Raw genomic sequence first — 25,437 nt, 5'->3', positions numbered from 1 at the left:
AGGCGGGGAGGACTTCGGGAGTCTCCCATGCCTCCCAAAAGGATACCTAAGGTACGCATCTTCGCCCGGAAGGAACCCCGCAGTGAACCACTCCGCGCACCGCACAGTCCTCGTCTCCGGCGCCAGCATCGCCGGCCCCGCCCTCGCCTACTGGCTCGACCGCTACGGCTTCGAGGTCACCGTGGTCGAGAAGGCCCCCGCCGTCCGGGGCGGCGGCTACGCCATCGACATCCGGGGTACGGCCCGTGAGGTCGTCGACCGCATGGGCCTGCTGCCGCGACTGCGTGAGGCGCACGTCGACTCGCGCCTGCTCTCCTTCGTGGACACCGACGGCGACCTGATCGCCGCCATCCGCCCCGAGTCCATCACCGGCGGCACCGAGGGCCAGGACCTCGAAGTGCGCCGCGGCGACCTGGCCGACGCGCTCCAGACCCCGATCCGGGACCGGGTCGAGTTCCTGTTCAACGACTCCATCGCCACCCTGGACGACCGTGAGGACCGGGTGGACGTCGTCTTCGACAGCGGCACCCGCCGCTCCTTCGACCTGGTCATAGGCGCGGACGGACTGCACTCCAACACCCGCGGTCTGGTCTTCGGGCCCGAGGAGAAGTTCCACCGCTACCTGGGCCACACCTTCGCCGGCTTCACCCTGGCCAACGACTTCGGCCTGGTGCGCGAGGGCGTCATCTGGAACGCCCCCGGCCGGGCCGCCGTCCTGTACGCCCATGAGCCGAGCGACCGTATGCACGGCTTCCTCACCTTCACCCAGGAGGTGCCGCCCTACGACGCCTTCCGGGACCCCGAGGCGCAGCGGGAGCTGGTCGCCTCCCGGTTCCCCGAGCAGAGCTGGCACGTCCCCCGGCTGGTGCAAGCCATGCGGGAGGCGGACGACCTGTTCTTCGACGTGGTCAGCCAGATCCACATGCCCACCTGGTCGTCGGGTCGCGTGGCGCTCGCGGGCGACGCGGCCCACGCCACCTCGTTCCTGTCGGGCCAGGGCTCCAGCGTCTCCCTGGTCGGCGCCTATGTGCTCGCCGGTGAACTGGCCGCGCGGGCCGACCACACCGAGGCGTTCGCCGCGTACGAGCGCCTCACGCGGGACTTCGTGGAGACCAACCAGGCCCTCGCCACCACCGGCGGCACCTTCGTGACCCCCACCACCCAGGAGATGCTGGACGCCCGTAACGCGGCCCTGCGGAACGCCGCCTCCCTCACCGGCGACGAGGGCCGCGCCGCCCACACCGGTCTGGTGCTGCCGGACTACCGTCACCTGGGCTGAACGGCTCAGCGGGCCACCAGGCTCGACCCCCGTACCACCAGCTCCGGTTGGAGCACGACCCGGCGGTGCGCATGTGCCCCGGAGTTCTCCGACTCCGTTTCCTCCAGCAGGAGTTCGGTCGCCAGCGCACCCATCGTGACGGCGGGCTGACGCACCGAGGTGAGCGGGACCGCCGAGGCGGCGGCGAACTCGATGTCGTCGTAGCCGACGATCGCCATGTCGTGAGGGACCTTGACGCCGGCCGCGTAGAGGGCCTGGAGGACGCCGAGGGCCAGCAGGTCGTTGGCGCAGAACACCGCCGTGGGGCGCTCGGCGAGGCCCAGCAGGCGGGCGCCCGCGTCGCGGCCGGCGGCCACGTCCAGGCGTTCGGTGGGCAGTTCGCGCAGCGCCTCGGTGCCCAACCCGGCCTGAACGAGGGCGAGATGGGCACCTTCGCGGCGGTCCCTGACCTGCTTGAGCTGGGGCGGGCCGCTGACGTAGGCGATCGAGCGGTGCCCGGTGTCCACGAGGTGGCGTACGGCGAGGGCGCCGCCCGTCACGTCGTCCACGGAGACCGAGCACTCGGTGGTGCCCTCGGCGACCCGGTCGACCAGCACGAACGGGATGCGGTGCCGGCGGAAGGCATCGATGTTGCGGCCCGTGGCATCGGCCGGGGTCAACAGGACGCCGCGCACCCGGTGTTCGGCGAAGAGGGAGAGGTAGTCGGCCTCCTCGGCGGGGTTCTGGCCGCTGTTGCAGACCATGACACCGATCCCCGCCTCCCGCGCCGCCCGTTCGGCACCGCGGGCGACGTCCACGAAGAAGGGGTTGCCCATGTCGAGGACGAGCAGCGAGATGATGCGGCTGCGTCCGGCCCGCAGTTGGCGGGCGCTCTCGCTGCGGACGTAGCCGAGCCGGTCGATGACCGCCTGGACGCGCAGCCGGGTCTCCTCGGTTACCGAGCCGGGGCGGTTGATGACGTTGGAGACGGTGCCTACGGAGACCCCCGCGTGCCGGGCCACGTCCTTGATGCCGACTCTGCCTGCCATGCGCGCCTGTGCTCCGTTCCGCAGTCCCCCGCCCCGCGCCCAGCCTATGCCGGGTCAGAACCCCGGGTCAGAACCTGTACCGGTCGATGTTGCCCTCGTCGAAGACGGTGGGTGCGCCTAGGTCGACGACGCCCTTGTCGCCGATGGTGAAGGTGCCGAGGCCGCCGGCCTTGAAGGTCTCGCCGCGCTGTCCGGTGATCTGCCCGGAGGAGAGGGCGACGGCGGCGTGCGCGGCGAGGGCGCCGAGCTTCGCGGGGTCCCAGAGTTCGAAGGCGTCGACGGTGCCGTTCTTGACGTACCGGCGCATGTCGTCGGGGGTGCCGAGGCCGGTGAGGCGGACCTTGCCCTTGTACTTGGAGCCGGAGAGGTACTGGGCGGCGGCCTTGATGCCGACGGTGGTCGGGGAGATGATCCCGGCCAGTTTCGGGTGTTCCTGGAGGAGGCCCTGGGTCTGCTGGAAGGACTGCTGGGCGTCGTCGTTGCCGTAGGCGGTCGTGACCAGCTTCATGTTCTTGTACCGGGGCTTCTTCAGCTCGTCCTTCATGAAGCCGATCCAGGTGTTCTGGTTGGTGGCGGTCTGCGCGGCGGAGAGGATCGCGATCTCCCCCTTGTAGCCGAGCTGCTTGCCGAGCAGCTGGACCTGGGAGCGGCCGAGGGCTTCGGCGCTCGCCTGGGAGACGAAGACGTCGCGGCAGCCGGCGTTGGTGTCGGAGTCGTAGGTGACGACCTTGATGCCGTTCTGCATGGCCTGCTTGAGCGCGGTGCACAGGGCGCCGGGGTCCTGGGCGGACACGGCGATGGAGTCGACCTGCTGCTGGGTGAGGGTGTTGACGTAGGAGACCTGGCCGGAGGTGTCGGTGGCGCTGCTCGGGCCGACCTCCTTGTAGGAGGAGCCGAGTTCCTTCAGCGCCTGTTCGCCGCCCTTGTCGGCGACGGTGAAGTAGGGGTTGTTGACCTGCTTGGGCAGGAAGGCGACGGTCAGGTCCTTCTTGGTGGGGGCGTTCGGGTCGGCCTTGCCGTGGGACTGCTTCGCGCCGCCGTCGTCGTCCGCCACGGATTTCTTGGTGGTGCCGCCGCAGGCGGTCAGGGCGACGGCGAGCGAGACGGTGGCGGCGAGCGCGGCGCACGCCTGGCGGATTCCGGGAGTGGACATCGGGGGTGGGTCCCTTCAGGAGGGGTGCGGCAAGACGGAGTTGGCGCGGGCGGCCCGTGCGGCGGCGATCCGGCGGGCGAGGCGTGGGGCGAGCACGGAGACGACGAGGAGGACGCCGGTGACGACGATCTGCGACTGCGCGGAGACGTTGAGCAGGCTCATCACGTTCTGGAGGGCGCCGAGCAGGAAGACCCCGGCGATGGCGCCGCCCAGGGTGCCCCGGCCGCCGTCGAAGCCGATCCCGCCGAGCAACACGGCGGCGACGACGGAGAGTTCGAGTCCGGTGGCGTTGTCGTAGCGGGCGCTGGCGTAGTGCAGGGCCCAGAAGATCCCGGTGGCGGAGGCCAGCAGGCCGGTGGCGGTGAACAGCCACAGCTTGTGCCGCCTGACCCGCACTCCGGCGAACCGGGCCGCCTCCTCGTTGGCACCGATGGCGAACAGGGACCGCCCGAAGGGGGTGGCGTGCAGGACGAGCACGGCGACGGCGAGCAGGACGAGAAAAGGGGGCAGGGCGTACGGGACGAAGGTGCCGCCGATGCGGCCCGAGGCGAAGTCGAGGTACTGGGCGGGGAAGTCGGTGACCGCGTCGGAGCCCAGGACGATCTGCGCGATGCCCCGGTAGGCGGCCATGGTGCCGATGGTGACGGCCAGGGACGGCAGCCCGAGCCGGGTCACCAGCAGACCGTTGACCAGCCCGCAGACCACGCCGAGCAGCAGGCACAGCGGGATGATCGTCTCGATGGCCGTTCCGGCGTTCCACAGGGCGCCCATCACCGCTCCGGACAACCCGGCCGTGGAGGCCACCGACAGGTCGATCTCGCCGGAGACCACGAGCAGGGTCATCGGCAGGGCGATCAGCGCGACCGGCAGGGTGTTGCCGATCAGGAACGACAGGTTGAGGGCGTTGCCGAAGCCGTCCACGAAGGAGAAGGACAGCAGGAGCAGGACGAGCAGGAGGGCGCCGACGACGGTGTCCCAGCGGACGGCGCGCGCGAGGGGCGAGTCAGTCATGGCGGATGTCCCTCCGGTGCAGCGCGGACCGTTTCTTCAGGGCGCGGGCCACGCGCAGGGCCACGATCCGGTCGACGGCGATGGCGAGGACGAGCAGGACGCCGTTGATGGCGAGGACCCATACCGAGCTGACACCGAGGGCGGGCAGCACGCTGCCCACGGTGGTGAGCAGCAAGGCGCCGAGCGCCGCGCCGTACACGCTGCCGGAGCCGCCGGTGAAGGCGACGCCGCCGACCACCACGGCGCTGACGACGGTGAGTTCGTAGCCGCTGCCGGTGGAGCTGTCGACGTTGCCGAAGCGGGCCAGATAGAGCGCGCCGGCCAGCCCGGTGAGGGCTCCGCAGGCGACGTAGGCGGCGAGGACGCGCCGTCGTACGGGGATGCCGGCCAGGCGTGCCGCCTCCGGGTTGGAACCGAGCGCGTACAGTTCGCGGCCGCCGCCGAAGTTGCGCAGGTAGTAGGCGGTGGCGATGAGCACGGCGAGGGCGATCAGGGCGAGGTAGGGGACGGCGGACAGGCCGCCGGAGCCGAAGTCGGTGAAGCCGTCGGGCAGGTCGGAGGCGGTGATCTGGCGGGAGCCGACCCAGATGGAGTCGGCGCCCCGGACGATGTACAGGGTGCCGAGAGTGACGACGAGGGCCGGGACCCGGCCGAGGCTGACGAGGGCGCCGTTCAGCAACCCGCACCCGGCACCGAGGGCGACGGCGAGCAGGACCGCGACCAGGGCGCTGCCGCCCCCTTGCAGCTGCTCCCCTGCGGCGAAGGCGGTCAGGCCCAGCACGGAGCCGACGGACAGGTCGACGTTGCGGGTGATGACCACCAGCGCCTGGCCGGAGGCGACGAGCACCAGGATCGTCGCGTTGAGCAGCAGGTCCTTGATGCCCTGCTCGGAGAGGAACTCCCGGTTGCCCGCCTGGGTGATGGCGATCATCACCAGGAGGACCAGCAGGATGGCGAGTTCGCGGAGCTTGAACACGCGGTCCAGCAGTCGGGTCGCCTCCGCCGTGCCCGGCTCGACGGCGGGCGCCGGGGTGTGTCCGGTGACGGTCATCGCGCCCTCCCGGTGGCCGCCGCCAGTACGGATTCCTCGGTCGCGTCCGCGCGGGGCAGCTCGGCGGTGAGCCGCCCCTCGTGCATGACGAGGACACGGTCGGCCATACCGAGGATCTCCGGCAGATCGGAGGAGATCATCAGTACGGCGACGCCGTCGGCGGCGAGCCCGGACAGCAGCCGGTGCACCTCGGCCTTGGTACCGATGTCGATGCCCCGGGTGGGTTCGTCCACGATCAGCACCCTGGGCCCGGTGGCGAGCCACTTGGCGAGGACGACCTTCTGTTGGTTGCCGCCGGACAGGGTGCCCACGGCGTCCGCGATCCGGGCGTACTTGACCTTCAGCCGCACCGCCCAGTCCAGGGCCCGGCTCCGCTCGGCACCCCGGTCCATCAGCCCGGCCCGTACGGTCGTACGCAGCCCCGTGAGGCCGATGTTGCGCTCGATGGACATGTCCATCACCAGGCCCTGGGCGCGCCGGTCCTCGGGCACCAGGACGAGCCCGGCGGCCATGGCGGCGCTCGGGGAGCCGTTGGTCAGTGGCCGGCCGCACACCTCGGCGGTTCCGGCGTCCCACTTGTCGACGCCGAAGACGGCTCGCGCGACCTCGCTGCGCCCGGCCCCGACCAGACCGGCCAGGCCCACGATCTCGCCCCGCCGCACCTCGAAGGACACATCGGTGAAAACGCCTTCGCGGGTCAACCGCCGTACGCTGAGCGCTACTTCACCGGGCTCGGCCGGTTGCTTCGGGTACAGCTCGCCGAGGTCCCGGCCCACCATGCGGCGCACCAGGGCGTCCTCGGTGAGGTCCCCGGCCGGCTCGCAGGCGACCACCTCGCCGTCCCGGAGGGTGGTGACGTACTGGCAGAGGTCGAAGATCTCCTCCAGCCGGTGCGAGACGAAGAGGATGGCGCAGCCCTGGTCGCGCAGGGCGCGTACGACGCCGAAGAGGCGGGCCGTCTCGCTGCCGGTGAGGGCGGCGGTCGGCTCGTCCATGATGAGGACGCGGGCGTCGAAGGAAAGGGCCTTGGCCGTCTCGACGAGCTGCTGGTCGGCGATGGAGAGGCCGCGCGCGGGCCGCTCGGGGTCGAGGTCCACGGCGAGGCGGGTGAACAGCGCCCCGGCGGCCGCGTTCATGGCCCCGTGGTCGACGCGCCGCAGGGAGCGGCGGGGCTGGCGGCCCATGAAGATGTTCTCGGCCACGGACAGGTCCGGAAAGAGCGTCGGTTCCTGGTGGATGACGGCCACCCCGGCGTCGCGGGCGTCGGCCGGGCCGTGCAGGACGACCGGCTCGCCGTGCAGCGACAGGACACCGGTGTCGGGGCGGTGCACCCCGGCGAGGGTCTTGATCAGGGTGGACTTTCCGGCGCCGTTCTCGCCCGCGAGGGCATGGACCTGACCGGCGTACAGCTCCAGGGAGACGTTCCGCAGCGCGCGCACGGCGCCGAAGGACTTGCTCAGGCCCTGCGCGGCCAGGACGGGAGGCTCTGGCATGGGTCACACCGATCGGTCGGTCGTGAAAGGTTTCAGGGAATGTGCAGGGAAGCTAAACCCGCGTCAACTACCCAGTCAATGGGCGGGACTTGAAAACGCCGAAGAACGCACGGTGCCCTTGACGGGGCCTGCCGGCACCTCTAGCTTCGCCTCTCGTGAAACGATTCATTGCCGAGTCGTTACGGAGCCGAACGTGATCAGCAGAAGACGACTGTTGGGCACCACCGCAGGTACCGCCCTCGCCGCCACCATGGCCACAGGGGCCACCGGCGCCCAGGCCGCACCGCGCGCCGGGCATCGCACCATCCGGGTCTCCCGGCCGACCGTGGAGTACGTGAGCAATCCCCTGGGCCTCGACACGCCCCGGCCAAGGCTCAGTTGGCCGCTGGCGCCCGAGGGGCACGACCAGACACAGAGCGCCTATCAGGTCCGGGTCGCCACCCGGCCGGACCGCCTGACCGCGCCCGACGTGTGGGACAGCGGCAAGGTCAAGTCCGCCGACTCGGTCCTTGTCCCCTACGCGGGGCCGGAGTTGAGGTCGCGGACGCGCTATCACTGGCAGGTCCGGGTCTGGGACGGCGCGGGACGCGTCGGCGCGTGGAGCGAGCCCGCCTGGTGGGAGACGGGCCTCACCGCGGCCTCCGACTGGACGGCACGCTGGATCGCCGCTCCGGCAAAGCTGGTTGGCGCGCCTTCTCTGGAGGGTGCTTCCTGGATCTGGTTCCCCGAGGGCGACCCCGCGAGCAGCGCTCCGGCGGCGACTCGCTGGTTCCGGGGCCGCGTCGAGGTCCCCGCCGGGGTGACGCGGGCCCGCCTGGTCATGACGGCCGACGACGGGTTCACCGCCCACGTGAACGGCGTACAGCTCGCCCACACCGAGCCGGACGGTCCTGCGGAGAACTGGAAGCGCCCGGTCGTGGTGGAGACCCGACTGGAGCCTGGAGTCGCGGTGTTCGCCGTCGCCGCGACCAACGCGAGCGAGGGGCCGGCAGGTCTCCTCGGCCTGGTCGAGCTGACCACCCCGTCCGGCGTGCGCACCGTCGTGACCGACGCGTCCTGGAAGACCGTGGACAAGGAGCCCTCGGGCGACTGGCGTTCGGTCGATTACGACGACGGCGCGTGGGCGGCGGCCAAGGTCATCGCGCCGTGGGGGCAGGGCCCTTGGGGCAAGGTGACGGCCGCCTGGTCCCCCGCCGCGCAGTTGCGCCACGAGTTCCGCCTCCCGGCCGGGAAGACCGTCGCACGGGCGCGCCTGTACTCCTCGGCGCTCGGCCTCTACGACGCCCATCTCAACGGCGCCCGCGTGGGCGAGGACCGCCTCGCGCCCGGCTGGACCGACTACCGCGAGCGGGTCCAGTACCAGACGTACGACGTGACGGACGGGCTCACCTCCGGCGCCAACGCCCTGGCAGTGACCCTCGCGGCGGGCTGGTACGCGGGCAACGTCGCCTGGTTCGGGTCTCACCAGTACGGCGAACGGCCTGCCTTCATCGGCCAGTTGGAGGTGACCTACACCGACGGTTCGACGGACCGGCTGCTGTCGGGCTCCGGTTGGCGTGCGGCCACCGGGCCGGTCACGAGCGCGGATCTGATGTCGGGCGAGGACTACGACGCCCGCCTGGAGACGCCGGGGTGGACGCGGGCCGGTTTCGACGACGCCGGGTGGACGCCCGTGGACGAGGTCGCCAAGGTGGCGGCCCGTCTGGTCGCCCAGGTCGACGGTCCCGTCAGGGTGGAGCGTGAGGTGGCCGCCAAGAAGGTGACCGAGCCGCGGCCCGGCGTGTTCGTCTTCGACCTGGGCCAGAACATGGTGGGCGCGGTCCGTCTGCGCGTCCGGGGCGAGGCGGGCACCTCGGTGCGGCTGCGGCACGCGGAGGTGCTGAACCCCGACGGCACGCTGTACACCGCGAACCTGCGCACGGCGCGGGCCACGGACACGTTCGTACTCAAGGGCGGCGGCACCGAGACCTTCGAACCGCGCTTCACCTTCCACGGGTTCCGGTACGTCGAGGTCACCGGCTTTCCCGGCAGGCCGCCGCTCGACGCGGTCACCGGCCGGGTACTGCATACCTCGGCCCCGTTCACCATGTCCTTCAAGACCGATGTCCCCATGCTCAACCAGCTGCACAGCAACATCACTTGGGGGCAGCGCGGCAACTTCCTGTCCATCCCCACGGACACCCCGGCCCGTGACGAGCGGCTCGGCTGGACCGGTGACATCAACGTCTTCGCGCCGACGGCCGCCTACACCATGGAGTCGGCGCGGTTCCTCACCAAGTGGCTGGACGACCTGCGCGACGGCCAGTCGGCGGACGGCGCCTTCCCGAACGTGGCCCCGCGCATGGACGTCGGCGCCGGCGCGGCGGGCTGGGGAGACGCCGGGGTGACCGTGCCGTGGGCGCTGTACCGGATGTACGGGGACGTGCGGGTGCTGGAGCGGGCCTGGGCGTCGATGGTCAAGTGGCTCGACTACCTGAAGGCGCACAGCACCGGGTACCTGCGGCCCGACGAGGGGTACGGGGACTGGCTGAACCTCCAGGACGAGACCCCGAAGGACGTCATCGGCACCGCGTACTTCGCGCACAGTGCCGACCTGGTGGCGCGGGCGGCCGAGGCGCTGGGCAAGGACCCGGAACCGTACCGGGCGCTCTTCGGACATGTCCGGGACGCGTTCCGGGCCGCGTACGTCACCGGGGGCGGGCGGGTGAAGGGCGACACGCAGACGGCGTACGTCCTGGCGCTGTCCATGGACCTGCTCGCCGAGGCCGACCGCGCGCCCGCCGCCGCCCGCCTGGTCGAGCTGATCGAGGCGCGGGACTGGCATCTGTCCACGGGCTTCCTCGGCACCCCGAGGCTGCTGCCCGTCCTCACCGACACCGGGCACGCCGAGGTCGCCCACCGGCTGCTGGCCCAGCGCTCGTACCCCGGCTGGGGCTATCAGATCGACCGAGGTGCCACCACGATGTGGGAGCGCTGGGACTCCATCAAGCCGGACGGCAGCTTCCAGGACGCCGGGATGAACTCCTTCAACCACTACGCGTACGGCTCGGTCGGCGAGTGGATGTACGCCCACCTCGCCGGGATCGCCCCCGCCGCGCCCGGCTTCCGCAAGATCCTGGTGCGGCCCCGGCCGGGCGGTGGTGTGACCGAGGCACACGGCCGTTTCGACTCCGTGTACGGCCCGATCTCCACGGACTGGACGACGGACGCCCAAGGTTTCCGTCTCACCGTGGACGTACCGCCCAACACCACCGCCGAGGTGTGGATACCCGAGGCCCGTGAGAGGGCCCAAGTCGTCGGCGGCAGCGCCGCGTTGCTGCGCCGGGAGGACGGCTGCGCCGTCTTCGCGGCGGGCTCGGGCACCCACCGCTTCGCCGGCTGAACCACCATCCTCCAGAAGGGCTGCGCAATGACCAGTAAGGACGAGCCTCGCTCGCGGAAGGCAGTGAAGGCGGCGCTGAGCACCCAGGCCGTCGAGACCCCGTCCTGGGCGTACGGCAACTCCGGCACGCGTTTCAAGGTCTTCGCGCAGCCCGGCGTACCCCGCACCCCCTTCGAGAAGCTGGACGACGCCGCCCGTGTGCACGCGCACACCGGTGTGGCGCCGGCCGTCGCCCTGCACATCCCGTGGGACCGCGTGACCGACTACGGCGAACTGGCCGCCCACGCCACGCGGTTGGGCCTGCGGATCGGGACGATCAACGCGAACGTGTTCCAGGACGACGACTACAGGCTGGGCTCGGTCACCAACCCGGACCCGGCGGTGCGCCGCAAGGCGGTCCGGCACCTGCTCGACTGCGTCGAGATCATGGAGGCGACCGGGTCGAGGGACCTCAAGCTCTGGTTCTCCGACGGCACCAACTACCCGGGCCAGGACGACCTCAGGACCCGTCAGGACCGGCTCGCCGAGGCCCTGCGCACGGTCTACGACCGCCTGGGCGACGGCCACCGGATGCTGCTGGAGTACAAGCTCTTCGAGCCCGCCTTCTACGCCACCGACGTGCCCGACTGGGGCACCGCCTACGCGCACTGCCTCAAACTCGGCCCGAAGGCACAGGTCGTGGTGGACACCGGGCACCACGCGCCCGGCACCAACATCGAGTTCATCGTCGCCACGCTGCTGAGGGAGGGTCGGCTCGGCGGTTTCGACTTCAACTCCCGCTTCTACGCGGACGACGACCTGATGGCGGGCGCCGCCGATCCCTTCCAGTTGTTCCGCATCATGTACGAGGTGGTGCGCGGCGGCGGTCTCACCCCGGACGTGGCGTTCATGCTCGACCAGTGCCACAACATCGAGCCGAAGATCCCCGCGATCATCCGCTCGGTGATGAACGTCCAAGAGGCCACCACCAAGGCCCTGTTGGTCGACGCCGAAGCCCTGGCCGACGCCCAGCGGTCCGGGGACGTACTGGCCGCCAACGGCGTCCTGATGGACGCGTTCGACACGGACGTACGGCCGCTGCTCGCCGAGGTGCGCGCGGAGGCGGGCCTCGATCCCGACCCGATGGCCGCCTACCGGCGCTCGGGCTGGCCGGAACGGATCGTGAAGGAACGGGTCGGCGGCGAGCAGGCGGGGTGGGGCGCATGACGCGGCAGGCCGATGTGGTGGGCGAACTCCTGGCGCGGGCGCACCGTTTGGGCGCCGATCCGCGCAACACCAACTACGCGGGCGGCAACGCCTCCGCCAAGGGCACGGCCGTCGACCCGGTGACCGGCGACGACATCGGCCTGATGTGGGTCAAGGGCTCGGGCGGCGACCTCGGCACCCTCACGGCCGAGGGCCTCGCCGTGCTGCGCCCGGACCGGCTGCGGGCGCTCGCCGGCGTCTATCCGGGGGTGGCGGGCGAGGACGGGATGGTCGCGGCCTTCGACTACTGCCTGCACGGCAAGGGCGGTGCCGCGCCGTCCATCGACACCGCCATGCACGCCCTGGTGGACGCCGCTCACGTGGACCATCTCCATCCGGACTCCGGTATCGCGCTCGCCTGCGCGGCGGACGGGGAGAAGCTGACCGCCGAGTGTTTCGGCGAGCAGGTGGTGTGGGTGCCCTGGCGGCGGCCCGGTTTTCAGCTCGGGCTCGACATCGCCCGCGTCAAGGAGGCCAATCCGCGGGCGATCGGGGTGATTCTCGGCGGGCACGGCATCACCGCCTGGGGCGACACCTCCGCGGAGTGCGAGCGCAACAGCCTGCACATCATCCGCACCGCCGAAGCGTTCCTGGCCGCGCGTGGCAAGGCGGAGCCCTTCGGACACCTCCTCGCGGAGCACGCCCCGCTGGAACCGGCCGCGCGCCGGGAGCGGGCGGCCGCGCTGGCCCCCACCGTCCGAGCCATCGCGTCCCAGGACCGGCCGCAGGTGGGCCACTTCGACGACTCCCCCGAGATCCTGGAGTTCCTGTCCCGCGCCGAGCACCCGAGGCTGGCCGCGCTCGGCACCTCATGCCCGGACCACTTCCTGCGCACGAAGGTGCGCCCCCTGGTCCTCGACCTGCCCCCGACCGCCCCGCTGGACGAAGTACGTGCCCGCCTACGGGAGTCGCACACCGCCTACCGCGACGAGTACGCGGCCTACTACGCGCGCCACGCGGGCCCCGACTCCCCCACGATGCGCGGCGCGGACCCGGCGATCGTGCTGATTCCGGGTGTCGGCATGTTCTCCTTCGGCCGGGACAAGCAGACGGCGCGGGTGGCGGGCGAGTTCTACCGCAACGCCGTGAACGTGATGCGCGGGGCCGAGGCCGTGTCGACGTACGCGCCCATCGAGGAGCGGGAGAAGTTCCGGATCGAGTACTGGGAGCTGGAGGAGGCCAAGCTGCGGCGGATGCCGGAGCCGCGTCCGCTGGCCACCCGGATCGCGCTGGTGACGGGCGCGGGCTCCGGCATCGGGCGGGCGATCGCGCACCGGCTGGCCGCCGAGGGCGCCTGTGTGGTGGTGGCCGACATCAGGGGCGCGGAGGCGGTGGCCGAAGAGCTGGGCGGCCCGCACAGGGCGGTCCCGGTCACGGTGGACGTGACGAGCGAGGAGCAGATCGCCGACGCCTTCCGCAGTGCGGTGCTGGCCTTCGGCGGGGTGGACCTGGTCGTCAACTGCGCCGGGATCTCGGTGTCCAGGCCGCTGCTGGAGACGACGGCGCGGGACTGGGACCTCCAGCACGCCATCATGGCCCGCGGCTCCTTCCTGGTGTCCCGCGAGGCGGCACGGGTGATGACCGAGCAGGGTCTCGGCGGCGACATCGTCTACATCGCCTCCAAGAACGCGGTGTTCGCGGGCCCGGACAACATCGCCTACTCCGCCGCCAAGGCCGACCAAGCTCATCAGGTGCGCCTTCTGGCGGCGGAGCTGGGTAAACACGGCATCCGGGTGAACGGGGTCAACCCGGACGGTGTGGTGCGCGGCTCCGGCATCTTCGCCGGCGGCTGGGGCGCGCAGCGCGCGGCGACCTACGGCATCCCGGAGGACGAGCTGGGCGCGTTCTACGCCCGCCGCACCCTGCTGGGGCGCGAGGTGCTGCCCGCACATGTGGCCAACGCCGTGTTCGCCCTGACCGGCGGGGACCTGACCCACACGACGGGTACCCACATCCCGGTCGACGCGGGTGTGGCGGCCGCGTTCCTGCGATGACCGCCGGGAACGCGTACGCCGCCGTCGACCTCGGCGCCTCCAGCGGGCGTGTCATGGTCGGCCGGGTCGGACCGGGCACCCTCCGCCTCACGGAGGTCCACCGCTTCCCGAACCGCCCGGTACGGCTGCCCGGCGGACTGCACTGGGACATCCTCGGCCTGTACGCGGGTGTCCTCGACGGACTGCGAGCGGCGGGGCGCGAGGCACGGCTCACCTCGGTCGGCATCGACTCCTGGGCCGTCGACCACGGCCTGCTGGACGCCGACGGCGCCCTCCTGGGCAACCCGGTGCACTACCGGGACACCCGTACCGAGGGCGTCGCCGAGCAGGTGTGGGCCAAGGTCCCGGCGCCGGAGCTGTACGCGCGCACCGGGCTCCAGCACGCCCCGTTCAACACGCTCTACCAGCTTGTCGCGGCCCGGAACAGCGCTCAACTCCAGTCCGCGAAACAGGTGTTGCTGATCCCGGATCTGCTGGCGTACTGGCTGACGGGCACGCGCGGCACCGAGCTGACCAACGCCTCCACCACCCAGCTGATCGACCCGCGCACCCGAACCTGGTCGCGCGAGGTGGCGGGCCGGGTCGGCATCGGCCTCGCGCTCTTTCCCCCGCTGCGCCGACCGGGCACCCCGGCCGGGCTGCTGCTGCCCGCCGTACTGGAGGAGACGAGGCTGACCGGCCCGGTGCCCGTGACCACGGTCGCCTCTCATGACACGGCGTCCGCCGTCGCCGCGGTCCCGGCCGCCGCCGGGGAGCGGTTCGCGTACATCTGCACCGGCACCTGGTCCCTGGCGGGGCTCGAACTCGACGCCCCCGTCCTCACCGAGGCGAGCAGGCTGGCGAACTTCACCAACGAGCTGGGCGTGGACTCCACCGTCCGCTTTCTGCGCAACATCATGGGCCTGTGGCTCCTCCAGGAGTGCCTGCGCGCATGGGGTGAGCCGGACCTCGGCCCGCTCCTCGACGCGGCGGCGGCAGCGGAACCGCTCCGGTCGGTCGTGGACGCGGGCGACCCGGAGTTCCTGGCCCCCGGCCGGATGCCGGACCGTATCGCGGCGGCCTGCCGGGGCACCGGACAGCCCGCGCCCGAGAACCGGGCGGCGACCGTCCGCTGTGTCCTGGACTCCCTCGCCCTGGCCCACCACCGGGCCATCGCGGACGCCCAGCGGCTGTCCGGACGCACGGTGGACGTCGTCCGCGTCGTCGGCGGCGGTGCGCGCAACGAGCTGCTGTGCCGGCTCACCGCCGACGCCTGCGGACTCCCGGTCGTCGCCGGTCCCGCCGAGGCGGCCGCCCTCGGCAACGTACTCGTCCAGGCTCGCGCACACGGCGACACCGGCGACTCCCTGACCGGCCTGCGCGCCCTGGTGGCCCGCACCCAGCCGCTGAGACGGTACGAACCGCGGGGCACGACGCGTGCGTGGCGGGCGGCCGGAAAGCGGCTGGGTACGGGCTGAGGTCAGACTCCGCTCGCGGTCACGGCCGAGGAGTAGACCAGTGCGACACGGTGGTTGTACTGGATGGTGTACATCTTCTTGGCGCCGATGACGACCGCCCCGGAGGAGAAGTAGTCGTCGGTGTTGACCGGCGGCCGGGTGGCCACGTACGCCTGACCGGCGGGGACGGTGTAGTAGCTGAGCGCCGTCTGCGTCGAGGGGGACAGCCCGGCGGGGTACTCCGCCGGGTCGGGGTAGCTGGAGCCGTAGACGGCGACAGGCGTGGTGCCCGCGGCGGATACCAGGGTCACGCCGGGCGCGGGCGTGGTGTTGGCGCCGGCCGGGTTGTGGAACCAGACCTTCGTGCCGCTGAACCAGATGGCGGTCCAGTCACCGTCGATGCCGGCCACCACGAACTGCTGGCCCGCCTGGGCGGTGGAGCCCCAGTCGCTGATCCGGTCGGTGCCGGCCGCGCCCTTGTGGATGGCCTGGTCGCCGAAGAGCGGGGCGGTGTCGCCGGGCGCGGTGCGCAGATAGACGAAGTTGGCCGCCTGCTGCTGCCGGACGCAGGAGGGGGTGGCGCCGGTGGGGTCGTCGCCGGGGCAGATCTGCACGGTCTGCTGGTTGCCGGTGAATCCGGGGGTGATCGTCACCGCCGAGCCGACCGGGCCGACCCCGTGCTCCCCCGTCACCGGGGCGCCGAGCAGGCTCATGAAGTACTCCCAGTCCCAGGCGGTGCCCGGGTCCCAGTGCATGCCCGCGATCAGGCTGGAGCTGGGGCCGGCGACATCGTCGTGGCCGATGATGTGCTCACGGTCCAGCGGTATGCCGAAGCGGCCGGCGAGGTACCGCACCAGGGAGGCGGTGGCCTGGTACTGCGCCTCGGTGTACCAGGTGCCGCCGTGCGCGGCGTAGCCCTCGTGCTCGATGCCGATGGAGTGCAGGTTCGTCGAGTAGTTGCCCGCGTGGTAGGCGACGTCCTTGGTGGGCACCATCTGCGTCACCGCGCCGTCCGAGGACCGCATGACGTAGTGCGCGGAACTGCCGCCCGGATTCTGGAACGTCGAGATGGCGGACTGGTACGACGACTCGGTGTCGTGGATGACGATCGTGTCGATCCGGATGCCATTGGCGGGCCGGTTGGAGACCTGGCCGTTGGACGCCGCCGCCGGTACGAAGGTGCAGGTGACGTCCGACGGGCACTCGGTGGCGGTGGTCGTCGCGGCGCCGGTCGACTGCCCCTTCACGGGGCGGACGTTGCCGTCGGCGCCCATGGACACGCGCTGTCCGTCGAGGGTGGTGCGCGCGGCCCCGGTACGGATGGTGGTGTAGACGCGGTCGGCGAAGGCCGTGGCGGTCCGCTTCTGCGAGGAGCCGCTGTAACGGGCCACCGCGCCGTACCACTGGCCGGGGTCCGACGGCAGGCCGCCGCTGACGGTCTTCTGGTAGGAGGCGAGCAGTGCGGCGCCGCCCGCGATGTTGGCGGCGGGGTCCTCACGCAGCTCGGCCGGGGACAGCCCGGTGAGCCTGGCCGCCGCCCGCAGGGTGTGCAGGGCGGGGTCCTTCGCCATCGCGGCGAGGTCGGCCCGGCCGACCGCACCGGCGGGTCCGGAGGCCAGCATCGCCGCAGTGACGTCGGTGAGGTGCATCGGGCCGTATCCGCCGCTGGTGCTCATCCGGCCGGCGTGGGCGTCCCACGCCGACTCCTGGTAGGCCACGGCGAGCAACACCTGTGCGGGGACGTGGTACTTGGCGGCGGCGGCCGCGAAGGCGTGCTGTCGCGCGCCCGGCCCCGACGGCTCGGCGGGCGCGGCCTGTGCGGTCGTGGGCACCAGGCCGGTCAGGGCTCCCGCTGTCAGTACGCCCGCGGCGGCCAGACCGAGCAGCCGATGCCGCGCGACAGGCTTCCCGGACGCGTGTTCCGTTGTTCTTTTGGTCTTCACGTGTTTCCGCGCTCCATAACAACCAGGAAAGAGTAAAAAAGCATTCACCATTGCATTGCCGTGTTTCGTTTCGAGCATCAAATCCCTTACGGATCACCGGCGTTCGAACCGTATGGGCATTGAACTCGGTTGTGCAACCAGCACGGCGGGATGCCCCGAGGGCCCGGCGCGGGCATCCCGCTGTCACCCGATCACCAGGCCCTCGCGGCACGGATGGGCCGGTCAGGCTAGGTTTTGCCCATGGCTCCACCCCAACGACAGACGTCCGCACCGTCGCCCACCGCACCACCGGACGCCGGTCAGGACGGGCTGATCAGGGTCCGTGGTGCCGACGAACACAATCTGCGGCACGTCGATGTGGACGTACCCCGCGACCAGGTCGTGGCCTTCACCGGGGTGTCGGGGTCCGGCAAATCCTCGCTCGCGTTCGCCACCATCTACGCCGAGGCCCAGCAGCGCTACCTGGAATCCGTCGCGCCGTACGCCAGAAGGCTGATCGACCAGGGCTCGGCACCCAGGGTGGGCTCGATCACGGGCCTCCCGCCGGCCGTGGCGCTCCGGCAGCAGCACAGCGGTGGCAGCACCCGCTCGACGGTGGGCACCGTCAGCCGGGTCTCGAACGTGCTGCGCATGCTCTACTCCCGCGCCGGTACGTACCCGGCCGGCCGGACCCCGGAGGACCTCGCCGGAACGTTCCCGCGTGATGCCGCGCCGCTGGACTCCGACAGCTTCTCGCCGAACACCGCGGTGGGCGCGTGCCCGACCTGCTCCGGTCTGGGCCGCCTGCACAGCGTCGACGAGGGCAAACTCGTCGGCGACGACTCCCTGAGCATCCGGGAGGGCGCGATCGCCGCGTGGCCGGGCGCCTGGCAGGGCAAGAACTACCGGGACATCCTCGCCGAGCTGGGCGTGGACATCGACGTACCCTTCCGTGAGCTGCCCGCCGCCCGCCGCGAGTGGCTGCTGACCACCGACGAGCAACCGACGGTCACGGTGCACCCGATCCGTGACGCGCACCGGGTCGCGCGCTCATACCAGGGCACATATATGAGCCCTCGCAAATGGGTGATGCACACATTCGCCACCTCGAAGGCGGCCCATCTGCGGGCGAAAGCCGCCTCTTTCATGGCCGAGGAGATCTGCCCCACCTGCCACGGCAAGCGGCTCAATCCGGAGGCGCTGGCGGTGACCGTCGCCGGGCAGGACATCTCGGTCGCCACCTCGATGCCCCTGAGCCAGCTCTCGGCCTTCCTGGAGACGGCGCGCGACCACCCCGACACCCTGGCGCTGCCGGCCGAGCGCAGGCAGGCCGCGCACGCCCTGATCGGCGGGCTCCAGGACCAGCTGGGCACGCTGACCGACCTGGGCCTCGGCTACCTCGCCACCGCACGCGCGACCTCCACCCTCTCCAGCGGCGAGCTGCAACGGCTGCACATGGCCACCCAGCTCCGCAGCGGTCTGTTCGGGGTGCTGTACGTGCTGGACGAGCCCTCCGCCGGTCTGCACGCCGCCGACACGGAGCTGCTGCTCAGCGCCCTGCGACGGCTCCGGGGTGCCGGGAACAGCGTGTTCGTGGTGGAGCACAACGCGCAGGTACTCGGTTCGGCCGACTGGATCGTGGACATGGGACCGGGGGCCGGGCGACACGGCGGGCAGGTCCTCTACAACGGGCCCACCGAAGGGCTGCACGAGGCGCCGGACTCGGTCACCGCCCGGTACCTCCCGCTGGACGCACCCGCCGTCCCCGGTCCAAAGGAGCCGCGCCGGCCGGAGGGGTGGCTGCGCCTGAACGGCGTCACCGGCCACAACCTCCGTGACCTGGACGCGAGTTTCCCGCTCGGCACGCTGACCGCGGTCACCGGCGTCTCCGGGTCCGGGAAGTCGACCCTGGTCCGGCGCGCCCTCGCGGAGACGGTCCGCGACCATCTGCACGCCGATGAGACCGCGGAGGACGCCGCCCGCAACCCCGCCTCGGTGGAGACCACCGACGAGGAGGAGGCCGGGGTGCCGGCCTGGGACCTGGCGGAGGACCGGGTGACGGTGCGGTCCAGTACGGGACTTGAGCACATCGACCGACTGGTGGTCGTGGACCAGAAGCCCATCGGGCGCACCCCGCGCTCGAACCTCGCCACCTACACCGGTCTGTTCGACAGCGTCCGCAAACTGTTCGCGGCCCAGCCGACCGCGCGCGAACTCGGTTACACAGCGAGCCGGTTCTCGTTCAACGTGACCCAGGGACGCTGCCCGCACTGCCTGGGCGACGGAGTCGTCAGCATCGAACTCCTCTTCCTGCCCACGGAGACCTCCCCCTGCCCGGTCTGCGAGGGCGCCCGCTACAACCCCGGCACGCTGATGGTGCGTTACCGCGACAGGACCATCGCGGACGTGCTGGCGATGAGCGTGGAGGAGGCGCACGAGTTCCTCGCCGACGTGCAGCCCGCCGCCCGTATCCTCAAGCTGCTCTCCGACATCGGCCTCGGCTACCTGACGCTGGGCCAGAGCGCCACGACGCTGTCCGGCGGCGAGGCCCAGCGCATCAAGCTGGTCAGCGAACTGCACCGGGCGCCGCGCGGCCACAGCCTGTACCTGCTGGACGAGCCGACCACGGGACTGCACCCGGCGGACGTGGACCTGCTGATCGGACAGCTCCAGCGCCTCGTCGACGCCGGGAACACGGTCGTCGTGGTGGAGCACGACCTGCGCACGGTCGCCGCCGCGGACTGGGTCATGGACCTCGGTCCGGGAGCGGGTGACGACGGCGGCCGCATCGTCGCCGAGGGCCGCCCGCGGGACATCGCCTCGGCGGGCGGCGCCCCGACCGCCGACCACCTGGCCCGCCGCCTGATGCCCTGATCAGCAAGCTCCCGCGCTGTCCATATTTGTCGGCATATCCGATGATTCTCGGTAGCATGGATACGGCCGTAGTCGCGCGAGCACCGACGCGTGCCCGTGAGGCTGCCAACCGAGGGGTGCGGGCAGGACGCTCCCCGACACGGAAGGTGAGCGATCATGACGGGCAAGATGGACGCATCAGAGGCCGCACGCATCATGAGCGACCCGAACGCCACGCCGGAAGAGCGCTCGGTCGCAGCGAGTGCCCTGTCCGACGTCGAACGCGGCCACCACACGAGCAAGCGTGTCGGCTCCGAGGCGGGCCAGCTGCTGGACGACAAGAACATCAGCGAGGACGACCGGTCCGTCGCCGGCAGCGACCTCTCCCAGGACCGCAGGCGCGGTCACAAGGGCGACTGAGGAGCCCCGCCGTAGACAATGACGAGGTGGGCGCCGCACATCACGCGGCGCCCACCTCGTCGTGCGACCAGGGGAGTTACACGTCGGCCTCGTCGGCCGCCGCCTTCGCGGTCACCGCGAGATCGACGAACCGGCGGATGGTCTCCACGGGCATGTCGAGCCCCTGGGAGGCAGCGTCCTCGTCGCCGAAGACCTCCACCGCCTCCACCACGGCCACGGCCAGCTCGGCCTCCGCCTTGCGCACCTTCACCTCGGCCTTGTCGACGGTGTCGACCACGGCCAGCTGACGACGCTGCTTCTCCTGGAGTCGCTGCTTACGGGACGGCGTCTTGCCGGGGCTCTGCACAGTCACAACCAAGATCATAAACAGACCCGCGGCCGGACATGAAATCGGCAACTGCGCTTCGGCGCAGCCTTGTTCGAGGTCCCGCGCGTCCGCTCCCGTCAGGCCGACAGCTCCCACGCGTACGGAGGTTCGGCGCCGGACCGGGAACAGGTCAGGGCCGCCGCACGGGCCGCGAATCCGAGCACGTCACGCCAGACCTCGGCGCCCAGACCCGCGACGGTCTCGTGGCTCAGCGCGTCGATCTCCCGCAGCCGGTGCAGCAGCGCCGCGTTGACCGTGTCGCCCGCCCCGATCGTGTCGACCACCGTGACCGGCGTGCCCGGCACGCTCACCCGGCCGGCGCCCCGGCTCCACACGCTCAGTCCGTCGCCGCCCCGGGTCAGGACGATCGCCGCCGGACCTTGCTCCAGCCACGCGGAGAGGTGGACGTCGAGGTCCTCGTCGGAGCCGGTGTCCGCGAGCCACCGGGCGTCCTCCACCGACAGTTTCAGCAGGGCGACGTACGGCAGCCAGGACAGGAACCGCTTGCGGTAGGCGTCGGCGTCCGTGATCAGACCGGCCCTGATGTTGGGGTCGAGGGCGGTGAAGACCCCGCCCGCCGACTCCCGCCGCAGCAGCGCCTCGTACGCGCTCGCGCCCGGCTCCAGCACCAGCGAGCAGGTGCCGACGGAGAGGGCGGTGACGCCGTCCGGCAGCGCGGGCGGGAGGGCGAACAACCGGTCGGCCGTGCCCTCGGTGTAGAAGCCGTAGCCGGCCGACCCGTCGCTGCCCACGTCGGCGACGGCCAGCGTGGTGGGCTCGGGGCCCCGCTGGACCAGCTCCGTGCCGGCACCGGCGTCCCGCAGCCCCGCGAGCAGGGCGGTACCGAACGCGTCCGTGGATACGCGCGAGCAGAACGACGTCGGCGAACCGAGGCGTCCCAGCGCGACGGCGACGTTGTACGGTCCGCCGCCGCGCTGCGGGAGGAGCGGCGGCAGGGCGGGCGCCGGGTCGGAGGTGACGGGGGCGGGCACGAGGTCGATGAGTGCCTCGCCGGCGACGACGATCACTGTGCTGTTTCCTTTCGGTGAGCCGTGGTGCGGCGGGGCGACGTGGTGGTGAGTACGTCAGCCGGGAAGGGCGACGGCGCCCGGCGGGCAGCCGCAGGACGTGCGGTGGACGAGGGTGCAGGGCAGCCGGACGGTCCGCGTGGGACGGTCCGGCGCGTCCAGCCGGTCCAGGAGGAGGCGCAGCGCCAGTTTGCCGAGGTCACGGCTCGGCTGGCGGACGGCGGTGAGGCTGGGCGAGAAGAGGTCGGCCCACTCGAAGTCGTCGAAACCGGCGAGCGCGACATCCTCCGGGATGCGCAGGCGCGCCTCGCGGAGTGCCTGGAGCGCGCCGATGGTCATCGCGTTGTTCGCCGCGATCACGGCCGTGGGGCGTGCGGGTCCGGCCAGCAGGCGCCCGGTCGCGTGGCGGGCGCCTTCGGACGCGGAGTTCCCGTGTGCGAGCAGGTCGGGGTCGAACGGGATACCGGCCGCGCCGAGCCCCTGCCGGTACCCCTCGATCCGCTCGGTCGTGGTGCTCAGCCCGGCGAGCCCCGCCACCATGGCGATCCGGCGGTGCCCGAGCGCGGCGAGGTGCCCGACCAGTTCCCGCACGGGCGCGGTGCCCTCGGCGCAGACCTGGTCGTACGCCGGTTCCTCGGCCTCGTCGACGAGCCGGTCGAGGAAGACGGCGGGGACATCGGCCCGGTCCAGGTACGCGAGCAGCGCCGACGGTTCGGCCGAGGGCGCGATGATCACGCCGTCCACCCGGCGTTCGTGGAGCATGCGGACCACGCTCAGCTCGTGTGCGGGGTCGTCGTGCGGGTCGGCGATGAGCAGGCCGTAGCCGGAGGCGAGTGCTTCGGCCTCGACTCCCTGGAGGATCTCGGTGAAGTAGGGGTTGCTGATCGCCGAGACGGCCAGGCCGACGGAGCGGGTGCGGGAGGTGACCAGGGATCTCGCCAGGGTGTTGTGGATGTAGCCCAGTTCGTCGATGGCGCGCAGCACCGCGTCACGAGTCTCCTGCCGTACCGGACGGGTGGCGTTCAGCACGTGGGAGACCGTGGCCACCGAGACACCCGCGTGTCTCGCCACGTCCGCCATCGTCCGCATCGTTTCTCCTTCGTGTGCCCCACGCCGCGTGCTCGTCCGTCCGGCTCCTCCGTCCGGCTCGCCCGTCCATGAGACGTCAGTGACCTATGAAAAGTCACACGTAAGCGTTTGCGCAAACGCTTACGTGGCGATTAGGTTTCGCGGCGTCTTCGGACATCCGTCCGCACACCGCTGTGAGGAGGCGCCATGCGCGCTGTCGTGGTCACCCAGCCGGGAAGCGCCGAGCTTGCCGTCATACCCGATCCGAGTCCCGGCTCCTCGGAGGTGGTCGTCCGCGTCAGCTCCTGCGGCCTCTGCGGGACGGACATGCACATCCTGGGCGGTGAGCTGCCGTCCGTCCCCTACCCGCTCATCCCCGGCCACGAGCTGACGGGCGTCGTGGTGGAGGTCGGCAAGGACGTGCTCTTCCCGGCCGTCGGCCAGCGGGTCGCCGTCGACCCCAACACCCCTTGCGGCGCCTGCCACTACTGCCGGATCGGCCGCGGCAACCTCTGCGAGCACTACACGGCCGTCGGCGTGACCCGCAACGGCGGTTTCGCCGAGTACGTGGCCGTCCCCGCGGCCCGCTGCCACGTCCTGCCCGACGGACTGTCCGAGGCGGCGGCCGGGCTCGTCGAGCCGCTCTCCTGCGCCGTGCACGGCCTGAGCCGACTGCCTCGGCGCCCCGGTGAGCACTACCTCGTCTACGGCGCCGGGACCATGGGCCTGATGATGGCCGCCCTGGTGGGCAACGCCGGCGCGGCCTCCGTGTCCGTAGTCGACCCCAATGTCCGCCGCCTGGAGCTGGCCCGGCGCATGGGCGCCGACGCCACGGCCGCCGGCGCCGACGAGCTGGGCCGGGAGGACGGTTTCGAGGTCGTCATCGACGCGACCGGCGTCATAGCGGCCATCGAGGACGGTCTCGGCCGAGTCCGCAAGGGCGGCACCTTCCTCCAGTTCGGCGTCGCCGACCCGGCAAGGCGCGCCTCCTTCTCGCCGTACATGGTCTACAACCGCGAGATCGACATCATCGGTTCCATGGCGGTGCACAACGGCTTCCAGCCCGCCGTGGAGATCCTCGCCGGCGGACTGGACCTGGACCCGCTCGTCAGCGACGTCCTGCCGCTGGAGGACTTCGACGAGGCCGTGCGCCTCTTCCGCGCCGGCACCGGACAGAAGATCCACCTCGCCCCGCAGCCGGAGGACCCGCGCATCGCGGCGGTCCCGTCGGCCGCGACGGCCGCGGACGCGGCGTCATGAGCCGCGCGCCGGAGCCCGAGGCGGCACCGAAGCGGCGGCCACGGCTGCGGAACGCCCTGATCTGGGTGTTCGGCGCCCTCGGCGGCATCCTGTGGGGGTACGACACGGGGGTGATCTCCGGTGCGATGCTCTTCATCCGCCAGGACATCGCCCTCACGCCGCTGCTGGAGGGCCTGGTCGTGTCGGGCCTCCTGGTGGGCGCGATGGCGGGCGCAGCGCTGGCCGGAAAGCTCTCCGACGCCTGGGGCAGGCGCCGGCTGATCCTGGGCGCCGCGCTCGTCTTCATCGTGGGCACGGTCGGCGCGGCCTTCGCCTCGGAGGCGTCGCTCCTCATCGGCGCGCGGGTGGTCATCGGCGTCGGCGTCGGCATCGCCTCGGTCGTCGTCCCGCTCTATCTGACCGAGCTGGCGCCGGTGGAGGTGCGCGGCGGTCTCGCGTCCCTCATGCAGCTCCTGGTGACCGTGGGCATCTTCCTGGCCTACCTCACCGACTACGCCCTGGCTCCCGCGCACGCGTGGCGCTGGATGATCGGGCTCGGTGTGCTGCCGGCGGCGGTCCTCGCCCTCGGCATCCTCACGCAGCCGGAGAGTCCGCGGTGGCTGGTGGGGCGGGGCCGCCGGGACGACGCCCGCGAGGTGCTGACCCGCCTGCGCGGCGACGGCGAGGCCGCCCGCGACGAGCTGCTCGACATCGAGAAGACGCTGGCCGAGGAGCGCGCCGATACGCGGCGGCTGACACTGCGTGACCTGCTCTCCTCCCGGCTGCGTCCCATGCTCGTCGTCGGTCTCCTGCTGGTGTTCTTCCAGAACTTCGGCGGCATCAACACGATCATCTATTACGCCCCGACGCTGCTGACGAGCATCGGGTTCGGCGACGACGGCGCGATCCTCGCCAACGTCGGCATCGGCGTGGTCAACATGCTGATGACCCTCCCGGCGATGCGCCTGATCGACCGCCGCGGGCGTCGGCCCCTGCTGCTGTGGGGCTCGGCCGGCATGTGCGCGGGCATGGTCGTCCTGGCCGCGGTGAACCTCACGCCGCTGGGCCACGGGTCACTGCTCGCCCCGCTCACGCTCTTCGGTGTCGCCCTCTATGTGGCCGCGTTCGCCACCTCCTGGGGGCCGGTGCAGTGGGTGATGCTGCCCGAGCTGTTCCCCACCCGCATCCGCGCGGGGGCGGTCGGTGTGTGCGTCGTGTTCAACTGGCTCTTCAACATGACCGTGGCGCTGGTCTTCCCGTCCCTCCTCCATGCCTGGGGAGCGGGGGCCAACTTCGTGATCTTCGCCGTCACGACCCTCGCATCCGGCGTCTTCGTCAAGAAGCTCCTGCCGGAGACGCGGGGGCGGACGCTTGAGCAGATCGAGCGGGACCTGCTGCACCGCGGGGGTACGGCCGAGGCCACTGAGCGGGCCACCGCGTCGGTGAGCTGAACGGGTCCGGGGCCCGG

18 protein-coding genes are annotated in these 25,437 nt (G+C 71.7%); 9 read left to right on the top strand and 9 right to left on the bottom strand.

The features are described from left to right. Nucleotides 1-82: 82 nt before the first annotated feature. Complete coding sequence (locus ACIGA3_RS15125; RefSeq protein WP_399714937.1) at nt 83-1,279, top strand: FAD-dependent monooxygenase; 1,197 nt, start codon at nt 83-85, stop codon at nt 1,277-1,279. Nucleotides 1,280-1,284: 5 nt separating this feature from the next. On the opposite strand, the gene ACIGA3_RS15120 is transcribed toward ACIGA3_RS15125, so the two are convergent. From ACIGA3_RS15120 to ACIGA3_RS15100, 5 genes are all read right to left on the bottom strand, one after another. Next, nucleotides 1,285-2,307 (bottom strand): LacI family DNA-binding transcriptional regulator, encoded by a 1,023-nt coding sequence (locus ACIGA3_RS15120; protein ID WP_399714934.1) that lies wholly within the window; start codon nt 2,305-2,307, stop codon nt 1,285-1,287. 67 nt (nt 2,308-2,374) lie between these two features. After that, a complete protein-coding gene (gene rhaS, locus ACIGA3_RS15115; protein WP_399714932.1) occupies nt 2,375-3,460 on the bottom strand; it encodes a rhamnose ABC transporter substrate-binding protein in 1,086 nt (361 codons plus the stop codon). A 15-nt stretch (nt 3,461-3,475) separates the two neighbouring features. Then, nucleotides 3,476-4,471 carry an ABC transporter permease gene (locus ACIGA3_RS15110; protein ID WP_399714930.1) on the bottom strand — a complete coding sequence of 332 codons (996 nt, stop codon included), beginning with the start codon at nt 4,469-4,471 and terminating at the stop codon, nt 3,476-3,478. Further along, on the bottom strand, nt 4,464-5,522 hold the full coding sequence (locus tag ACIGA3_RS15105) for an ABC transporter permease (RefSeq protein WP_399714927.1): 1,059 nt from the start codon (nt 5,520-5,522) through the stop codon (nt 4,464-4,466). The genes ACIGA3_RS15110 and ACIGA3_RS15105 overlap by 8 nt, the downstream gene beginning before the upstream one ends. Beyond that, nucleotides 5,519-7,015, bottom strand: coding sequence for a sugar ABC transporter ATP-binding protein (locus ACIGA3_RS15100; RefSeq protein WP_399714924.1), 1,497 nt, complete (start codon nt 7,013-7,015; stop codon nt 5,519-5,521). Before ACIGA3_RS15100 ends, ACIGA3_RS15105 begins: the two co-directional genes overlap by 4 nt. A 193-nt stretch (nt 7,016-7,208) precedes the next feature. Between ACIGA3_RS15100 and ACIGA3_RS15095 the strand changes: the two genes are divergently transcribed. Genes ACIGA3_RS15095 through ACIGA3_RS15080 form a run of 4 tightly spaced genes read left to right on the top strand, consistent with a single transcriptional unit; the run spans nt 7,209 to nt 15,093 of the window. Continuing rightward, nucleotides 7,209-10,397: an alpha-L-rhamnosidase gene (locus ACIGA3_RS15095; protein WP_399714922.1), complete on the top strand. Its 3,189-nt coding sequence runs from the start codon at nt 7,209-7,211 to the stop codon at nt 10,395-10,397. Between the two features lie 27 nt (nt 10,398-10,424). Next, complete coding sequence (rhaI, locus tag ACIGA3_RS15090; protein ID WP_399714919.1) at nt 10,425-11,603, top strand: L-rhamnose isomerase; 1,179 nt, start codon at nt 10,425-10,427, stop codon at nt 11,601-11,603. After that, nucleotides 11,600-13,636, top strand: a complete 2,037-nt coding sequence (locus ACIGA3_RS15085) for a bifunctional aldolase/short-chain dehydrogenase (RefSeq protein ID WP_399714916.1) — start codon at nt 11,600-11,602, stop codon at nt 13,634-13,636. The genes rhaI and ACIGA3_RS15085 overlap by 4 nt, the downstream gene beginning before the upstream one ends. Next, a complete protein-coding gene (locus ACIGA3_RS15080) occupies nt 13,633-15,093 on the top strand; it encodes a rhamnulokinase family protein (RefSeq protein WP_399714913.1) in 1,461 nt (486 codons plus the stop codon). Before ACIGA3_RS15085 ends, ACIGA3_RS15080 begins: the two co-directional genes overlap by 4 nt. Before the next feature lie 2 nt (nt 15,094-15,095). Here the strand turns inward: ACIGA3_RS15080 and ACIGA3_RS15075 are convergent, their stop codons facing one another. Continuing rightward, complete coding sequence (locus ACIGA3_RS15075; protein ID WP_399715416.1) at nt 15,096-16,958, bottom strand: N-acetylmuramoyl-L-alanine amidase; 1,863 nt, start codon at nt 16,956-16,958, stop codon at nt 15,096-15,098. 297 nt (nt 16,959-17,255) lie between these two features. Here ACIGA3_RS15075 and ACIGA3_RS15070 point away from each other — a divergent pair, with 297 nt between their 5' ends. Together ACIGA3_RS15070 and ACIGA3_RS15065 are read left to right on the top strand one after the other, a co-directional pair. Then, nucleotides 17,256-19,868 (top strand): ABC transporter, encoded by a 2,613-nt coding sequence (locus ACIGA3_RS15070; RefSeq protein WP_399714910.1) that lies wholly within the window; start codon nt 17,256-17,258, stop codon nt 19,866-19,868. 156 nt (nt 19,869-20,024) lie between these two features. Beyond that, nucleotides 20,025-20,267 (top strand): hypothetical protein, encoded by a 243-nt coding sequence (locus ACIGA3_RS15065; protein ID WP_399714908.1) that lies wholly within the window; start codon nt 20,025-20,027, stop codon nt 20,265-20,267. A gap of 76 nt (nt 20,268-20,343) precedes the next feature. Here the strand turns inward: ACIGA3_RS15065 and ACIGA3_RS15060 are convergent, their stop codons facing one another. The 3 genes from ACIGA3_RS15060 to ACIGA3_RS15050 all read right to left on the bottom strand — a co-directional run bounded on the left by ACIGA3_RS15060 (nt 20,344) and on the right by ACIGA3_RS15050 (nt 22,751). Beyond that, nucleotides 20,344-20,619: a hypothetical protein gene (locus ACIGA3_RS15060; protein WP_399714906.1), complete on the bottom strand. Its 276-nt coding sequence runs from the start codon at nt 20,617-20,619 to the stop codon at nt 20,344-20,346. A 92-nt stretch (nt 20,620-20,711) separates the two neighbouring features. Further along, nucleotides 20,712-21,662, bottom strand: a complete 951-nt coding sequence (locus ACIGA3_RS15055) for a carbohydrate kinase (RefSeq protein WP_399714903.1) — start codon at nt 21,660-21,662, stop codon at nt 20,712-20,714. A 57-nt stretch (nt 21,663-21,719) separates the two neighbouring features. Beyond that, nucleotides 21,720-22,751, bottom strand: coding sequence for a LacI family DNA-binding transcriptional regulator (locus ACIGA3_RS15050; protein ID WP_399714900.1), 1,032 nt, complete (start codon nt 22,749-22,751; stop codon nt 21,720-21,722). Nucleotides 22,752-22,937: 186 nt separating this feature from the next. Between ACIGA3_RS15050 and ACIGA3_RS15045 the strand changes: the two genes are divergently transcribed. Then, on the top strand, nt 22,938-23,990 hold the full coding sequence (locus ACIGA3_RS15045; protein WP_399714897.1) for a zinc-dependent alcohol dehydrogenase family protein: 1,053 nt from the start codon (nt 22,938-22,940) through the stop codon (nt 23,988-23,990). Next, nucleotides 23,987-25,420 carry a sugar porter family MFS transporter gene (locus ACIGA3_RS15040; protein WP_399714896.1) on the top strand — a complete coding sequence of 478 codons (1,434 nt, stop codon included), beginning with the start codon at nt 23,987-23,989 and terminating at the stop codon, nt 25,418-25,420. Before ACIGA3_RS15045 ends, ACIGA3_RS15040 begins: the two co-directional genes overlap by 4 nt. Nucleotides 25,421-25,437 lie beyond the last annotated feature (17 nt).

Origin of the sequence: Streptomyces sp. NPDC085596 (assembly GCF_044541565.1) — a bacterium.
Classification (GTDB): domain Bacteria; phylum Actinomycetota; class Actinomycetes; order Streptomycetales; family Streptomycetaceae; genus Streptomyces.
The sequence above is the reverse complement of the archived record's forward strand: the minus strand, read 5'-3'. Positions and strand labels throughout refer to the sequence as shown.

Excerpts from the sequence above, each read along its gene's own strand:
- ACIGA3_RS15120 (WP_399714934.1), bottom strand. The coding sequence starts at position 2,307 with ATGGCAGGCAGAGTCGGCATCAAGGACGTGGCCCGGCACGCGGGGGTC.
- rhaS (WP_399714932.1), bottom strand. The coding sequence starts at position 3,460 with ATGTCCACTCCCGGAATCCGCCAGGCGTGCGCCGCGCTCGCCGCCACC.
- ACIGA3_RS15110 (WP_399714930.1), bottom strand. The coding sequence starts at position 4,471 with ATGACTGACTCGCCCCTCGCGCGCGCCGTCCGCTGGGACACCGTCGTC.
- ACIGA3_RS15105 (WP_399714927.1), bottom strand. The coding sequence starts at position 5,522 with ATGACCGTCACCGGACACACCCCGGCGCCCGCCGTCGAGCCGGGCACG.
- ACIGA3_RS15100 (WP_399714924.1), bottom strand. The coding sequence starts at position 7,015 with ATGCCAGAGCCTCCCGTCCTGGCCGCGCAGGGCCTGAGCAAGTCCTTC.
- rhaI (WP_399714919.1), top strand. The coding sequence starts at position 10,425 with ATGACCAGTAAGGACGAGCCTCGCTCGCGGAAGGCAGTGAAGGCGGCG.
- ACIGA3_RS15085 (WP_399714916.1), top strand. The coding sequence starts at position 11,600 with ATGACGCGGCAGGCCGATGTGGTGGGCGAACTCCTGGCGCGGGCGCAC.
- ACIGA3_RS15080 (WP_399714913.1), top strand. The coding sequence starts at position 13,633 with ATGACCGCCGGGAACGCGTACGCCGCCGTCGACCTCGGCGCCTCCAGC.
- ACIGA3_RS15070 (WP_399714910.1), top strand. The coding sequence starts at position 17,256 with ATGGCTCCACCCCAACGACAGACGTCCGCACCGTCGCCCACCGCACCA.
- ACIGA3_RS15065 (WP_399714908.1), top strand. The coding sequence starts at position 20,025 with ATGACGGGCAAGATGGACGCATCAGAGGCCGCACGCATCATGAGCGAC.
- ACIGA3_RS15050 (WP_399714900.1), bottom strand. The coding sequence starts at position 22,751 with ATGCGGACGATGGCGGACGTGGCGAGACACGCGGGTGTCTCGGTGGCC.
- ACIGA3_RS15045 (WP_399714897.1), top strand. The coding sequence starts at position 22,938 with ATGCGCGCTGTCGTGGTCACCCAGCCGGGAAGCGCCGAGCTTGCCGTC.
- ACIGA3_RS15040 (WP_399714896.1), top strand. The coding sequence starts at position 23,987 with ATGAGCCGCGCGCCGGAGCCCGAGGCGGCACCGAAGCGGCGGCCACGG.